The following is a 15033-nucleotide window of genomic DNA, read 5'->3' on the forward strand; positions in this document are numbered from 1 at the left end:
GGGACTCGGGTTCGCCGGTGAGAACCGGCGGACCCGGGTGCCGGGGCACCCCTCGTTGTGCGCCGATCGGGTTCGCTGCGTGTTTGTAGCCTCCACACAAAATGGGTCCTGACCCCGCTTCGGACGTATGCTCAAGAAATGCCTGTGTCCGAACACCCTTTTCCACCCAGTTCCCGCAGGTCCCAGATCCCGGTAGCCGACCCTGACACCCTGGTTCGGTTGAAGGCAAAGATCGGTGCCCTGTCGACGGCCACCCTTCAGCAACTCGACGCTTCGCTGCCCTGGTACCGCGGTCTGCGCCCCGATGAGCGGTCCGCGCTGGGCCTGGTGGCGCAAAAGGGCATCGCCTCCTTCGTGAACTGGTATCAACGCCCGGTGTCCCCCGCCTGGGTGCTCAGCGACGTCTTCGGCACGGCACCCACCGAACTCACCCGCTCCATCAGCCTGCAAAAAGCCCTGCAACTGATCCGCGTGGTGGTTCAGGTGGTGGAGGACCGGGTGCCGGACCTCGCGGCCGACGCCGACCAGGGGGCGCTCCGCGAAGCGGTGCTGCGCTATTCGCGGGAGGTGGCCTTCGCGGCCGCCGACGTCTATGCCCGGGCCGCTGAAACTCGTGGATCGTGGGACACCCGCCTTGAGGCGCTGGTGGTCGATGCCATCCTCCGCGGGGAAAGTTCCGACGCCCTGCGCTCCCGGATTGCCGCGGTGGGCTGGAAATCCCAGGCCCGGATCACCGTGATGGTGGGCAGTTCACCGCCGGAGCCAAACGCGATGTTCCTGAACGAGTTGCGACGCACCACCGACAGGATCGCCGAAGACACTCTGGTAGGTATCCAGGGCGACCGTCTCATCCTGGTGCTCGGCGGCGTGGAAAACTCTGAGAACACCTACAGCCGGCTCAGTGACCTTTTCGGGCCGGGACCGGTGGTCTACGGACCCGAATCCGAATCGCTGGTGGCAGCGAGCGGCTCCGCGCAGGCAGCGTTCGCCGGTCTCACCGCGGCACGGGCCTGGCCCGCCGCGCCGCGCCCGGTCGCGGCTGACGATCTGTGGCCCGAGCGGGTCATTTCCGGGGACGACACGGCACGAAAAGCGCTGATCCGGAATATCTACCGTCCGCTGGTCGGCGCGTCAAACGGCCTTGCGGAGACACTGTCGGCCTACCTGAATCTGGGGCACTCACTCGAAGCCACCTCGCGCGAACTGTTCGTCCACGCCAACACCGTTCGGTACCGACTCCGTCGTGTCTGCGACATCACCGGCTGGGACCCGCTACTCCCCCGTGAAGCGTTTGTGCTCCAGACAGCACTGGTGGTAGGGCGGTTGAGTCAGCCGCCCGCGACGCCGCCGGAGCGTCCGGTTACTCGTCCGTAACCCGCCGGGTCGTTGTAGACTTCCTACAAAGCGGACCCCGGAGCTTCGTGCACCAGGACACCCAATAATCCTCTCCCAGTTTGGAAAGCTTGATAAGTGCTTGCAATCGTCTGCCCCGGTCAGGGGTCCCAAACACCCGGTTTCCTGCGACCCTGGTTGGAACTCCCGGGCGTCCCTGAACATCTCGCGTCCCTCAGCGCCCAGGCTGGCCTGGATCTGATCCAGCACGGCACCACATCCGGCGAGGAAACAATCAAGGACACAGCCGTTGCACAGCCCCTCATCGTCGCTGCCGGGTTGGTGACAGCCCGCGTGCTGCTCGCCGACCGTCCGATGACCGCTGGAACGGTGGTCGCCGGACACTCGGTGGGCGAGTTGACGGCGTCGGCCGTTGCCGGATCGTTGTCCGAACAGGACGCTGTGTCCTTTGTCCGGGTACGGGCCACCGCCATGGCCGAAGCCGGGGCTGTAGTCGCCACCGGGATGAGTGCGGTCTTGGGGGGCGACCCCGACGACGTCGCCGACGTCCTGGCACGGCACGGGCTGACACCAGCAAACAGTAACGGCGGTGGCCAGGTGGTCGCCGCCGGAACCCTTGAGCAACTGGCAGCACTCACCGCCGACCCGCCAGCGAAGGCCAGGGTCATTCCCCTGAAGGTTGCCGGCGCCTTTCACACCCACCACATGAGCCCCGCCGCCGCCGCTCTTCAGGAGCTGCGGTCCAGCCTGACGCCAATGGATCCCGTCGCGACCCTGCTCTCGAACTTCGACGGGGCACCGGTGGTCACCGGGGACGGCAATCTTGACAGTCTGATCGCCCAGGTTTCCCGGCCGGTGCGTTGGGATCTTTGCATGGCGCGTCTGGAGCAGATGGGCGTGACCGGCGTCGTCGAACTGTCGCCGGCGGGAACCCTTACGGGCTTGATGAAGCGCGGAATGCGCGGCACACCGACATTGGCCGTAAAATCACCAGAAGATCTTGATGCTGCGGCGTCGTTTATCGACGAGCATTCCCGTACACCCGATCCGGTCATTTTCCCCATCGCAGAAGGGCACCAGTGAACGTCCCGGCTCTAAAGCAAGCTCCACTGCGCGAGCACACACGTATCCATGGCATCGGGGTCTTCCGTCCCGACGTCATTGTCACCAATGAGGATATCTGTCAGTGGATCGACTCCTCAGACGAGTGGATCCGCCAGCGCACCGGCATCGTCACCCGGCATCGCGCTGATCGGGACACCAGCGTGATCGACATGGCGGAGGCCGCCGCGCGGGCCGCCCTGGAGAATGCCGGGATTGAGGCGTCACAACTGGGCGCGGTCCTGGTCTCGACCGTCACTCACCCCTATGCCACGCCGTCGGCGGCTGCACACCTCACAGACCGCCTGGGTGCCACACCGGCGCCCGCCTACGACATCTCGGCTGCGTGTGCGGGCTACTGCTACGGCATCGCCCAGGCTGACGCCATGGTTCATGCCGGAACCGCCGAGTACGTCCTGGTGGTCGGCGTTGAAAAGCTTTCGGACTTCATCGACAACGCCGACCGGACGATCTCCTTCCTCCTCGGGGATGGCGCTGGGGCAGTCATCATCGGGCCGTCCGACAGCGCCGGCATCGGCCCATCGGTCTGGGGTTCGGACGGCAGCAAGCACCAGGCCATCAGGATGTCCCACTCGCTGCTGGATATTCGCGACGCCGAGTTGGCCTCGGTTGCCGCGGGGGGCGGGTCACTCGACGACGCGCCGAAAGCTTCCTGGCCCACCATGCGCCAGGACGGTCAAACGGTGTTTCGGTGGGCGGTCTGGGAAATGGCCAAGGTAGCCCAACAGGCCCTTGACGCGGCGGGCATCACCGCCGAGGACCTCGTTGCGTTTGTCCCCCACCAGGCCAACATCCGGATCATCGACGAGATGGTTAAACAATTGAAGCTTCCCGAGCACGTCGAGGTGGCTCGCGATATCGTTGACGCAGGAAACACCTCCGCCGCTTCCATTCCGCTGGCCATGCACCGTCTGCTGCAGGAACACCCGACCCTCAGGGGTGGCCTTGCCCTGCAGATCGGTTTTGGTGCCGGGCTGGTGTTCGGCGCACAGGTGGTAGTGCTTCCCTAGTTTCCCCCAAGCCAAGCCGTCAACCGCGGTTTGATTATCCATGTCGGATCTGTGATCCGGCAAGACAAGAAAAGGAGCCATCCATGGCTAGCAACGAAGAAATCCTGGCCGGACTGGCCGAAATCGTCAACGAGGAAACTGGTCTGGCACCAGAGTCGGTTGAGATGGACAAGTCCTTCACCGATGACCTGGACATCGACTCCATCTCAATGATGACCATTGTGGTCAACGCCGAGGAAAAGTTCGGCGTTCGGATCCCCGACGAAGAGGTCAAGAACCTGAAGACCGTCGGCGACGCCGTCAACTTCATCTCCGGCGCGCAGGCCTAAGTAATCCCTGCCTTCGGGACCACCAGCACGAGTCGGTGCTGGTGGTTCCGAAGGGCCCCACCAGCACGTTCCACAGCACCACCCCCACGTTTTAGAGAGTGAACCATGGCACGCAAAGTAGTCATCACCGGGCTCGGCGCGACGACGCCCATCGGCGGAGACGTTCCCACCATGTGGAAGAACGCCCTTAAAGGGGTCTCCGGTGCTCGAACCATCGAAGCCGACTGGGTCCAGGAGTACGAACTGCCCGTAACCTTCGCCGCACAGGTCACCACCCCCGCCCTCGAGGTCCTCTCACGAGTCGAAGCGAAGCGCATGGACCCCTCCACCCAGTTCGCGGTCATCGCAGCCCGTGAAGCGTGGCGGGATTCAGGGCTTGAAGAGATTGATCATGACCGCTTTGCTGTCGCCTTTGCCACCGGCATCGGCGGCGTCTGGACGCTGCTGGATGCCTGGGACACGCTCCGCGCCAAAGGCCCCCGACGGGTGCTGCCCATGACGGTGCCCATGCTGATGCCCAACGGTCCCGCCGCGGCTGTCAGCCTCGACCTCGGCGCCCGCGCTGGAGCGCACACGCCCGTGTCGGCGTGTGCCTCAGGAACCGAAGCCCTGCATCAGGGACTTGAGCTGATCCGCTCCGGCAAAGCCGACGTCGTGATGTGCGGCGGCGCCGAAGCGGCCATCCACCCAATGCCCATTGCTGCATTCGCCTCCATGCATGCGCTGTCCCGCCGCAACGATGATCCCGAGCACGCGTCCCGGCCCTACGACACCGGGCGCGATGGGTTCGTCATGGGTGAGGGCGCTGGAGCACTCCTGATCGAGGCGGAAGAACACGCGCTGGCCCGCGGCGCCCGGATCTACGCCGAATTGGCTGGTACGTCGGTCACCGCTGATGCCTACCACATCACCGCCCCTGATCCCGGCGGACTGGGCGCAACCCGTGCCCTGAAGGCAGCCATGTTCGATGCCAGGGTGCAGCCGTCCGACATCGCCCACGTCAACGCTCACGCGACGTCCACCCCGGTGGGCGACAAGCCCGAGTACGTGGCGTTGAAGACAGCTCTCGGCTCGCATATCGACAATGTTGCGGTGTCGGCGACCAAGTCACAGACCGGCCATCTACTGGGCGCCTCGGGAGCAGTAGAGGCAGTCATGACGGTTCTTGCTGTGTACGACCGCAAGCTGCCCGTGACCATCAACCTGGAAAATCAGGATCCCGAGATTCCGTTGGACATCGTTACCACCGAACGAACGCTGCCCGAGGGCGACCTGGTCGCCTTGAGCAACTCGTTTGGCTTCGGTGGACACAACGCAGTGATTGTGGTGCGCAGCGTCTAGCCAGTCGCTAGTGGAACCGTTGACGCAGAAGGCGCCGGCCCTCGGGGCTCGGCGCCTTCTGCTGTAGGAATGGTGACAGGCTGTTAGGCGTGGTCAGCCCGCTCGTGGGTGTCAGCCCGCTCGTGGGTGTCAGCCCACCTGGTGGAGCCACCTGACCGGCGCGCCCTCGGCGGCATGGCGGAACGGTTCAAGCTCATCGTCCCACGACTCGCCAAGGGCCAGCGACAGCTCATGGTAAACAGCAGCGGGATCCCCCGCACCGGTTTCGTAGGCATAGCGGATGCGGTCCTCAGTGACCATGATGTTGCCATGCACGTCAGTGGTGGCGTGGAAGATGCCCAACTCGGGGGTGTGCGACCATCGGCCACCATCGGCGCCGGCGCTCTGCTCTTCGGTGACCTCGTAGCGCAGGTGCGCCCAGCCCCGCAGTGCTGAGGCCAGCTGGGCTCCGGATCCCTGGGATCCGACCCATGACAGTTCGGCCCTGGACATACCCGGTGAGGCGGGTTGAGGGGACCACTCAAGATCGGTTCGCTGTTCAATCACCGAACCGATCGCCCACTCGATATGAGGGCATAACGCAGAAGGGGCTGAGTGAATATACAACACTCCGCGCGCCGTGATACCAGACATTCCATCCTCCATAGCTGTAGGTACGTCTTCCCCAACGACCTGCAACGGGAACGAAATCTTCTGGATGTGTCTGCCGACACGGCAGACTACGATTTATTCTGCCTTACATCGCCACATTGCGCCACTGTGACTATGGAGCTGCTACGTGCACTCATTTCCGAGACCATTCGCTAGGCCCGCGGATGGGCCTGCTCATAGCTCTTTCGGAGCCGGTCGACCGATACATGGGTGTAGATCTGGGTGGTGGCAAGGCTGGAGTGCCCGAGAATCTCCTGCACGGCCCTCAAGTCGGCGCCCCCGTCCAGAAGATGGGTGGCGGTACTGTGTCGGAGCGCGTGCGGACCGGTTGCCGAGGTGCCCTCAATGCCGGCGAAGAGTTTCTCGACCGTTGACCGGACCTGTCGCTGATCCAGCCGTCCGCCGCGTTGGCCGAGGAACAAGGCGTAACCGCTTCCGGGTGCGGCCAGCTCAGGGCGGCCACGGCGAAGCCAGTCATCCAGTGCATGGGCGGCGGGCACCCCATACGGAACGGTGCGTTCCTTATTGCCTTTGCCGACCACGCGGAGGGTGCGGCGGTCCATATCGAGGTGGTCAACGTCGAGACCGACCAACTCCCCCACCCTGATACCCGTGCCATAGAGCACCTCGACGAGTGCGGCGTCCCTGATCGCCACCGGGTCACCCTCGGCTGCAGCAGTGCGCAGTGTTCCAAACACCCCATCGAGCTGCTTTCCGGAAAGGACTCCCGGCAGCGTCTTTTCCCGTTTGGGGGCGCGGAGGCGCAGCGCCGGATTCGCGTCGATGAGTTCCTCGCGCACCGCCCAGGCCAGGAAACTCCGGACGGTGGCTGCGCGCCGAGCGATAGTCGACCGTGCCTGGCCCTGCGCATCCATCGATCCCAGCCAGCATCGGAGATCAGCCAGGGTCAACTCATCCAGGCTGGTCACCCCCGCAGTGTGAGCGAAGCGGAGCAGCCCGCCAAGGTCGGTGAGGTAGGCGCGGATCGTGTGGACCGAGCGGTTGCGTTCAGCGCTCAGGTAGCTCTGGTACCGCTCCACGATGGGTTCGAACGATTCGGGCAGTTGCTGCATCCTCCTACTGTGAGCCCTGAGAGGTGCATCCTCAAGGAGGCGCTCCGCGCCGCGGTTCACGGGCCGGTCAGGTGCGATTCAAAGGGCGGTCTAGGGCTGCCACGGTCTGCCACGGCTGTTCACGGGCTGCCACGGGCTGCGGATGGAATCGCTGTCAGGCCGCCGGTCGGGCAGCATCACCCGCCTCAAGGTCGAGCAGGAACCTTTTGACGTCCGGGCCGGCAGAGTACCCGGTGATTCCGCCGGTGGACCTCACCACCCGGTGTCCCGGGATGATGATAGCCAACGGGTTGACCCGGATAGCGGCACCGATGGCCCTCCCCATCGACGGATTGCCCAATTGGGCGGCCAATTCCTTGTAACTGCGCGTTTCGCCGTAGGCAATGCCCAACACGGCGCCCCAGACCTGCTGCTGAAAATCGGTTCCGCTGGCGTGGACGGGCAGGCTAAAGGCTCGTCTTGTGCCTGCAAAGTAGGCCGAAAACTGATCCGTGGCACGCTCATAGGTGGCGGCGTCTGCCTTCAGGGCTGCAACGGTGATGCCGCTGTCTGCTGGGTTTTTACCTTCGGGCTTCCTTACTCCTACCTCCTTGCCATGCGACTCCCTACCGCCCGGACCCTCGGCTTTGGGTCCCGACGGTGTGGCCGGTGGGCCCACCGGTGTACCCGCAGCGCTTTGGGCGACCGCGAGCGTGGCGAACGGGACTCCGACGGCCGATGGCACCGGCTGCGGTTCATGGACTTCGTGATAGACAGCCGTCAGTGCACCTCGTTCCACGACCAGTAATAGCCTGCCGATTGGAGAGGCGATAAATCGATGAGTCTTCATGGGATGGTTCCTTTCTTATCGTTGCTTCTCAGGTGTGATGGCGGTGGATGTTTCCGCGACGCCAGCCGCCGTCGTCGGTTCGTTCCGCGAGGGCGCTGAGATCCAACCGGCTCAGCCCCGCCAGGACATCACGGACACTCAGGCCAGCGACCGAGGCGAGCTTGTCGACAGTGGTGGACGCCCGCACAGGGAGGGCGTCGAGGAGGAGTAGGTCTTCGACACTAAGTCCGTCGTGAACCGCCACCTGCTGGTCGGGTTCGGGGACGATCATCGCGCCGATCGGCCCAGCGAGTTCGGCGATCTCCGCAGCGTCGGTGACGCAGATGGCGCTTCCGTCGCGCAGCAGCCGATGGCATCCGGCCGAGTTCGCCGAATGCACAGATCCCGGCACTGCCCCGACCGCTCGTCCCAGGCCTGCCGCGTGGTGCGCGGTGTTCAGTGCCCCAGACCGCCACCGTGCCTCAACAACCACTGTCACCGCGCACAGGGCGGCGATGAGACGGTTGCGTTGCAGGAACCGCCACCGTGTTGGAGAGGAGCCGGGCGGTACTTCCGCGACCAGTAGGCCGCGTCGCGCTGTTTCGCGGAGCAGTTGCTCGTTGCCCGCGGGATAGTAACGGTCGACGCCGCACGCAGTTACCCCGATGGTCGGCACCGGGCGGTCCTCTCCCGCCGCGGCAAGTGCAGAGCGGTGCGCCTGGGCGTCGATCCCGTAGGCCCCACCCGACACCACGGTGTAGCCACGCATGACCAGGCCAGCCGCGATGTCCCCCGTGACGGCTGCCCCATAGGCGGTGCTGTCCCGTGAGCCAACTACTGCCACCATCCGGTCAAGTTCGGGCAATCCCGCTGAAAGGTCACCCCGGGCCCAAAGGCAGGAGGGGGCTGAAAGCTGCAGGTCGTCAAGTGCTCCGGGCCACAGGGCGCTTTCGGGGGTAATCAGGATTCCGCCGAGCCGTTCAAGCGTTGCGAGATCCCGGTCGGGCGCAAGGTCGGCGACTCGTGGTTTCCACCGTTCCAACGCCTGCTGGAGTGTCTGAGCGCGGCTACTGATCCCGTGCGATTCCAACAGTTCTGCTATTTCGCGGGCTATCAGTGCTCCGACCACTACTTGACCGGTGGCGATCCTCAAGGCGTCGACCGGTCCAGCGGCGACGGTCAGGGCGAGACCTACCGTGTCAGATGGTTCAAAGAGCCGGGAGAGGGCGGCCCGGGCGATGACCGTTGGATCGGTCGAGATGGTCATGAGGCACTCTCCTGCAAGCGAAAATTCAAGGCAACCTCAACGTCGTAGGTGGTGGGTGATGTGCGTCCGCCCAGATCGGCGAGGGTCCAGGCCACCCTGAGCACCCGATCGTGCCCGCGCATCGTCAGGGTCTGCTTGTCCATAGCCCGGTCCACTGGTGCTGTGACGGTTCTCGGTAGCTTGAGCTCGTCGTTCAGCACCGCGGAGGACATCTCGGCATTGGTGGTGGCGTCCCATGCGGCCAGCCGTTCCCGTTGGGCAGCACGCGCTGCGGCGACCCTGCCCGCGATGACATGTGACGCTTCGGCCGTTGCGCCGTCGGCGTAGTCGGCAAGGGAGACCCGGGAGACGGTGAGCTGGAGGTCCACCCGGTCGAGAAGCGGTTGGGAAAGGCGGTTGAAGTATCGGCGGCGGCGTTCTGCGGAGCACACGCAGTCAATCCCTTTACCGGTGGCCAGGCCGCAGGGACAGGGATTGAGCGCCATCACGAGCTGAAACCGGGCGGGATAGGACGCGGTGCCCGCCGAGCGGTGCAGCACCAGTTCTCCACTCTCCAACGGTTCGCGGAGCGCCTCAAGGACACCGCGCTGGTATTCGGGGGCCTCGTCGAGAAAGAGCACGCCGCGGTGCGCCCGCGATGCCGCGCCGGGGCGTGGAATGCCGCTACCGCCGCCAATGATTGAGGCGGTCGACGACGTGTGATGGGGGCTTTCAAAGGGCGGTCGTCGCTGCAAGCCGCGACAGGAGAGGATTCGCCCGAGCGAGTGGATGGCTGTCACCTCCATTGCCTCCTCGTCGCTGAGGTCGGGGAGAATGCCGGGCATGCGTTCGACCAGCATTGTCTTACCGGCGCCGGGTGGGCCCACCATCATCATGTGGTGGGCACCGGCCGCAGCGATTTCGACGGCGAAGCGGGCAGTGGATTGGCCGGCAATGTCGGCCATGTCCTTCAGCGGGGCCCGTGAAGGTGGCGACACAGGCGCAGGTGCCGGCACCGAGCTCAGCCTGGAATCGGGGAGAGTCACTCGTGCTGGATCGGCGCCGAAGGCGAGGAATACCTCGGCCAGGCTGGCGAACCCTTTCACCTCGGCCTGCGGAACCAGCCCTGCTTCCCCGTGGTTTCCGGTGGCCACGACAAACCGCGTGTAGCCGGCCTTGACACCAGCCATGACGGCGGGGAGCACTCCGCTGACCGGCCGCAGCCGACCGTCGAGGCCCACTTCGGCAATGAACACCGTATCGGCGCAGCCGCGAACATCTCCGGTGGCGGCCAGCGCTGCCATCACGATGGCCAGGTCAAAACCTGAGCCTCGCTTGTGAAGTGAGGCGGGAATCAGGTTGACGGTGATCTTCCGGCGGCTGAGGGGAAGACCAGCGTTACGGGCGGCTGCCCGAATCCGTTCGCGGGCCTCATTCAGCGACGCGTCGGGGAGTCCCAGGATCACGAAGGCAGGGAGGGTTTGCCCGATGTCGGCCTCCACCTCGACGATGTAGCCGTTCAGCCCGACGAGCGACACTGCATAGGTGCGTCCCAGTGGCATCAGCTCACCGCCCTCAGGTACTCGATCTGCGGATGACCGGTGCCGTCGTCAACCACTGCCACAGCATCCACCCGCACCTCCAGGAAGCGCAGGTCATGGGCAAGGGCCCATTGAGCCGCCAGCAGATAGAGGCGCTGCAGCTTGGCTGCGTTGATGCCCTCCAGCGGATGGCCAAAATCCAACGAGGAGCGGGTCTTCACCTCAATGACAACCAGGGTGGAGCCGTCAATGGCCACCAGATCAATCTCGCCGTGCGGGCACCGCCAATTATGATCCACCAGATCCAAACCCACACCTTCGAGATACGCGGCAGCCAGCGCCTCTCCCCTACGGCCCAACCTGTCTTTCGCCAACATCACAACACCTCCGGTTCCAGCTTGATCTGGCTGGCACCGGTGGTGTCACGAAATGTCGGCTATGTGGGAAAACCCACCGGCACCCGTCCTGTGCAGGACGGGTGCCGGTGAAGGAGGGTAAGCAACGGCCGGTTTGGAAGTCGGCGGGTTTGGCGGACTAGGCGGGTTGGACCGGGCTAGACCGGCTAGCGCTCCAGGACCGATTCGATCTGACCCATCGCCTCTTTGATGCCTTCTTCCATTCCCATGGCGATCATTTTCTCCAGCTGGTCGAGACTCTCAAAACTCGACACGGTCGTCATTCGAGTCCCGCCGTCGATGGCCTCGAAGGTGACTGAACCATGGGTAGTTCCTAGCTCATCCACCGGGGCTCCGTTGTCATCGGCGAATCCGTCGTCGAACTCAAGATGAGTCGGCTCAGTGATGGTGGTGAACGTCCACCAGCCGCGGCTCTTCTCCCCATTGGGACCGGTCATGAAGTAGCCGGCCTTCCCACCCGGGACGAAGTCGTGGCTTTCGAAGGTTGCGGGCCAAGTGGGTGGACCCCACCAGCGCTCGAGTTGCCGCGGGTCCGCCCACACCTGCCATAACCGCTCGGCGCTTGCCTCGAATTCGGCAATGACTGTGAGGGTCAATGCCTCGGGGTCTTTGTGTGAACTGATAACTGTCATGATGGTGATTTCCCTTGTTCCTCAGCCAGGATGGCGGAAATCCGGTCGACGCGTTGCCGCCAGATCGCCTCGTACTCCTCAAGCAGCCGCCGTGCCCGTCTCAACCCATCAAGATGGACCCGCACAATCTGCTCCCGTCCGCGCTTCTCCTTCGTCACAAGAGACGCGCGCTCCAGGACCGCCACATGCTTTTGCACCGCGGCGAAACTCATGGCGTAGTGGGCGGCCAAACCGGATACTGAATGATCACTGACCAGTGCTCGGGCGACAATGTCGCGCCGGGTGGCATCGGCGAGTGCCTGAAGCAGGCGGTCCACTTCGACCTCGGATCGCTCATCTATAACCATGCGGTTGTACGTTAGCGGGCGCCGGGCAAGGCGTCAAAAGGTAGGTGGGAGATCAGTTCCCGAGCGAGCCGTCTTTGGGGAGCGCAATGTCGTCCGACTTGGTCAGTTCCTCGACGTTGACGTCCTTGAAGGTGATCACCCTGACATTTTTCACGAACCGCGCCGTGCGGTAGACATCCCATACCCACGCGTCCTGGAGCGTCAGATCGAAGTAGATCTCGCCATCGGCCGATCGCGCCTGCAGGTCGACGTGGTTGGCCAGATAAAATCGACGTTCGGTTTCCACAACGTAGCTGAACAGGCCGACCACGTCGCGGTACTCGCGGTAGAGCTGCAGCTCCATGTCGGTTTCGTAGTTCTCAAGATCCTCAGCGCTCATGTCCCCATCATCTCCCACTTTCCATCCGCGGCATGCTGATTCGGCCCCTGGTCCCCAACCGCCAGGTGGTGCGGTGCAGGCCGGTGGGACCCAGCCCGTCGATCGCTGCGCGGTGACCAACGGTGGCATACCCTTTGTTGATGTCCCAGCCATACTGCGGATGGTCGGCGGCGTAGGCCACCATCATGGCGTCCCGCTCCACCTTGGCCAGCACGCTCGCCGCAGCGACGCTGAGGCACTTCAGATCGGCCTTGATCCGGGTGTGGACGGGAACGTCGCAGCCGGTCACCACCTCCGCCACAGCGGTGCGAAAGGCGCCGAGGGTGGTGGCTTCAGTATCGAACGTCTCGGCGTCGAACAGTGCCGCCTGCTCACGCGGTGAAAGCCAATCGTGGTTCCCGTCGAGGATCACCGCATCGGGCCGCACGGTAGCAGCCACCTGCTCCCACGCCCGGTTGCCTGCCAACTGCAGCGCACGCATCAGCCCGACGGTGTCTATCTCGGCGGCGCTGGCATGCCCCACCCCGTGGGCGAGGGCCCATTTTTTGATCCGCGGTACCAGTTGGACCCGGTCCGCTGGCGACAGCAGCTTGCTGTCCCGTACCCCCCTCAGCCCCTTGACGGCGCCCAGATCGATCACGACAAGCCCTACCGAGACCGGTCCGGCGAGGGCTCCCCTGCCAACCTCGTCGCATCCAGCCAGGTACCGGTGGCCGGCATCGAGGAAGGACCGCTCAAAGCGGAGAGTCGGAGCGGCTGACCTCATCGCGATGAGGGGGCCGTCTCGCCTGCCGCGACCGCGGGTTCGGGCACGCTATCGAAAACGCCGGGGTAGTTGCCGAGGAAACCGGCCCGATCCAGCGGCCAGGCGATCACCGCCGCTTTACCTTCAATGTCCTCCACGTCGATGAACCCGGAGTTTGGTTTATCCATGTTGGCGCGGGAGTCTGCTGACGCGTTGCGGTGATCGCCCATCACCCAGATTTTCCCTTCGGGGACTGTCACGTCGAATTCGGTGTCGGAGGGGCTCGCGCCAGGAAAGAGGTACGGCTCCTCAAGAGGTTCGCCGTTGACGGTGATCCGCCCGTCGTCGTCGCAGCAGACCACCCGGTCGCCGGCCATGCCGATCACCCGCTTCACCAGGTGCTGCTGGGTGTCATCCGGGGCCAGCCCCACAAAGATCAGCCCGTCCTTGACCCAGTTGGAGCCGGGACCGGTGCCGGGCGGCGGCGTGGGCAGCCACCCTTCGCTGTCCTGGAAGACGACGACGTCGCCGCGCTGCAGGTCAAACGGTGCGGGTACGAGCTGGTTGACGAAGATGCGGTCGTCAACCTCGAGGGTGTTTTCCATCGAGCCCGAAGGGATGAAGAAGGCCCTGAAGAGGAATGTCTTGATGAGGAAGGACAGCAGGATCGCTATGCCCACGATAATGAGGATTTCCTTGAGCCAGCCGCCTAAGCCGCGGGCGCCGTCGTCGTCGGTCTTTTTCCTTTTCGAGGAGCCACGACGGTGGCTCCGCGCCGACGAGGCGCGGGTAGCATCCGGACGGGCGTCAGCGTCGTCGTTGGGCTTGCCGGGGATGCTCGTTGCCATCTGCAGGTCACTACCTCAAAGTTGGTGGTCGGTCAATCGGTGAAACGTTCAATGGGGCCATACCGTGAGGGCGGCCAGATGGTGTGCACTGCCCGGCCAAGGACCCGGTCAGTCGAGACCAGTCCCCCACCCGGTGCCCCCAGCAGCGACCGTGAATCGAACGACGCTGAGCGGTGGTCGCCCATTACCCACAATTTACCCTGTGGGACCGTAACCTCGAACTGTTGGTCGCTAGGGGCATCTGAGGGGAAAACGTAGGGCTCCGCGAGCTGGTTCCCATTGACCTCGATCTGCACACCCGGGCTGCTGCAGCAGGACACCGTGTCTCCGCCGACGCCGAGTACCCGTTTGACGTAGACGGTGTCGCTGCCCGACACGCCGAGCCAGTGCCCCAGCGTGCCAAGGATTTCGGCGGGTCCACCCCCACTGATCGGGTCAAAAGACCCCCGGCCGTCGAAGACAATGACGTCGCCGCGCTGCGGTTCCCCGTCGACCCGGGAGACCAGCACCCGGTCACCTTCCTCGAGGAGCGGTTGCATGGACGCGGAGGGGATGTAGTAAATGTCGGCGACGGTGGCCCTGAGGACAGAGGCCACCACCACGGCAATAAGGAGTGCGGACAGCACAAAACGCCAGCCCCGAAGGGGCCGGCGTTCTGGTTGAGCTCGCGCACCATGCCCGGGACGATCCGATCCAGGCATGGTGCGGTTCACAAAGGGTGTTACTTGGCGGTCTTGGGTTCGCGCTTTTCCTTGATCTTGGCGGCCTTGCCGCGGAGGTCGCGCATGTAGTACAGCTTCGCGCGCCGGACGTCGCCGCGGGAAACGACCTCAATCTTGTCAAGGACTGGGGAGTGAACCGGGAAGGTACGCTCCACGCCTACACCGAAACTGATCTTACGGACGGTGAAGGTTTCGCGGAGGCCATCGCCCTGACGGCCAACAACAAAGCCCTGGAAGATCTGGACACGGGTGTTCTTGCCTTCAATGATGTTGACGTGCACCTTGAGGTTGTCACCGGCGCGGAATGCAGGAATGTCGGTGCGCAGTGATGCTGCATCGACGGAGTCAAGAATATGCATGGTTGTTGCTCCTGGTGAACGCCACAGGTCATTCACGTTGGTCACAGCGGGCAGGGCCTAGGCAATGTCCGCCGGAAAATTAGGAGACCGGCAGACTCATAGGTGGGCCGC

At 64.2% G+C, this 15033-nt stretch carries 18 protein-coding genes; 5 read left to right on the forward strand and 13 right to left on the reverse strand.

Translation table 11 applies throughout. The features are described 5' to 3' along the window. Positions 1-138 precede the first annotated feature (138 nt). The 5 genes from ACX80O_RS09890 (at position 139) to fabF (ending at position 5155) form a co-directional block, all read left to right on the forward strand. Positions 139-1374, forward strand: a complete 1236-nt coding sequence (locus ACX80O_RS09890) for a PucR family transcriptional regulator (protein ID WP_459333337.1) — start codon at positions 139-141, stop codon at positions 1372-1374. A 96-nt stretch (positions 1375-1470) separates the two neighbouring features. Beyond that, positions 1471-2436 (forward strand): ACP S-malonyltransferase, encoded by a 966-nt coding sequence (locus ACX80O_RS09895; protein ID WP_459333338.1) that lies wholly within the window; start codon positions 1471-1473, stop codon positions 2434-2436. Then, on the forward strand, positions 2433-3485 hold the full coding sequence (locus ACX80O_RS09900; RefSeq protein ID WP_459307116.1) for a beta-ketoacyl-ACP synthase III: 1053 nt from the start codon (positions 2433-2435) through the stop codon (positions 3483-3485). The genes ACX80O_RS09895 and ACX80O_RS09900 overlap by 4 nt, the downstream gene beginning before the upstream one ends. 83 nt (positions 3486-3568) lie before the next feature. Continuing rightward, positions 3569-3814, forward strand: coding sequence for an acyl carrier protein (locus ACX80O_RS09905; RefSeq protein ID WP_019482900.1), 246 nt, complete (start codon positions 3569-3571; stop codon positions 3812-3814). Positions 3815-3919: 105 nt separating this feature from the next. Further along, a complete protein-coding gene (gene fabF, locus ACX80O_RS09910; protein WP_459333339.1) occupies positions 3920-5155 on the forward strand; it encodes a beta-ketoacyl-ACP synthase II in 1236 nt (411 codons plus the stop codon). A gap of 129 nt (positions 5156-5284) precedes the next feature. Here fabF and ACX80O_RS09915 read toward each other — a convergent pair whose 3' ends face one another. From ACX80O_RS09915 to rplS, 13 genes are all read right to left on the reverse strand, one after another. Continuing rightward, positions 5285-5788, reverse strand: a complete 504-nt coding sequence (locus ACX80O_RS09915; protein WP_459307112.1) for a DUF3145 domain-containing protein — start codon at positions 5786-5788, stop codon at positions 5285-5287. Between the two features lie 170 nt (positions 5789-5958). Beyond that, positions 5959-6879: a tyrosine recombinase XerC gene (locus tag ACX80O_RS09920; RefSeq protein WP_459307110.1), complete on the reverse strand. Its 921-nt coding sequence runs from the start codon at positions 6877-6879 to the stop codon at positions 5959-5961. A 154-nt stretch (positions 6880-7033) separates the two neighbouring features. Beyond that, the gene (locus ACX80O_RS09925) at positions 7034-7708 is read right to left on the reverse strand and encodes a methylated-DNA--[protein]-cysteine S-methyltransferase (RefSeq protein ID WP_459333340.1); all 675 of its coding nucleotides are present in this window, start codon (positions 7706-7708) and stop codon (positions 7034-7036) included. 28 nt (positions 7709-7736) lie between these two features. Beyond that, the gene (dprA, locus tag ACX80O_RS09930) at positions 7737-8954 is read right to left on the reverse strand and encodes a DNA-processing protein DprA (RefSeq protein ID WP_459333341.1); all 1218 of its coding nucleotides are present in this window, start codon (positions 8952-8954) and stop codon (positions 7737-7739) included. Further along, positions 8951-10495 (reverse strand): YifB family Mg chelatase-like AAA ATPase, encoded by a 1545-nt coding sequence (locus ACX80O_RS09935; RefSeq protein WP_459333342.1) that lies wholly within the window; start codon positions 10493-10495, stop codon positions 8951-8953. The genes dprA and ACX80O_RS09935 overlap by 4 nt, the downstream gene beginning before the upstream one ends. Beyond that, the gene (locus tag ACX80O_RS09940; RefSeq protein ID WP_459307102.1) at positions 10495-10851 is read right to left on the reverse strand and encodes a YraN family protein; all 357 of its coding nucleotides are present in this window, start codon (positions 10849-10851) and stop codon (positions 10495-10497) included. The genes ACX80O_RS09935 and ACX80O_RS09940 overlap by 1 nt, the downstream gene beginning before the upstream one ends. Before the next feature lie 185 nt (positions 10852-11036). Then, positions 11037-11522: an SRPBCC family protein gene (locus ACX80O_RS09945; RefSeq protein WP_459307100.1), complete on the reverse strand. Its 486-nt coding sequence runs from the start codon at positions 11520-11522 to the stop codon at positions 11037-11039. Then, positions 11519-11869, reverse strand: a complete 351-nt coding sequence (locus tag ACX80O_RS09950) for an ArsR/SmtB family transcription factor (protein ID WP_459333343.1) — start codon at positions 11867-11869, stop codon at positions 11519-11521. Before ACX80O_RS09950 ends, ACX80O_RS09945 begins: the two co-directional genes overlap by 4 nt. A 52-nt stretch (positions 11870-11921) precedes the next feature. Beyond that, positions 11922-12248, reverse strand: a complete 327-nt coding sequence (locus tag ACX80O_RS09955) for a DUF2469 domain-containing protein (RefSeq protein ID WP_459307096.1) — start codon at positions 12246-12248, stop codon at positions 11922-11924. Between the two features lie 7 nt (positions 12249-12255). Beyond that, positions 12256-13014 carry a ribonuclease HII gene (rnhB, locus tag ACX80O_RS09960; protein WP_459333344.1) on the reverse strand — a complete coding sequence of 253 codons (759 nt, stop codon included), beginning with the start codon at positions 13012-13014 and terminating at the stop codon, positions 12256-12258. Beyond that, entirely contained in the window at positions 13011-13841 is an 831-nt protein-coding gene (gene lepB, locus ACX80O_RS09965) for a signal peptidase I (protein ID WP_459307092.1), read from the reverse strand. Before lepB (ACX80O_RS09965) ends, rnhB begins: the two co-directional genes overlap by 4 nt. A 32-nt stretch (positions 13842-13873) precedes the next feature. Continuing rightward, on the reverse strand, positions 13874-14467 hold the full coding sequence (gene lepB / locus ACX80O_RS09970) for a signal peptidase I (RefSeq protein WP_459333345.1): 594 nt from the start codon (positions 14465-14467) through the stop codon (positions 13874-13876). 95 nt (positions 14468-14562) lie between these two features. Then, positions 14563-14922 carry a 50S ribosomal protein L19 gene (gene rplS / locus ACX80O_RS09975; RefSeq protein WP_459307088.1) on the reverse strand — a complete coding sequence of 120 codons (360 nt, stop codon included), beginning with the start codon at positions 14920-14922 and terminating at the stop codon, positions 14563-14565. Positions 14923-15033 lie beyond the last annotated feature (111 nt).

It is taken from the genome of Arthrobacter glycogeni (assembly GCF_054511155.1).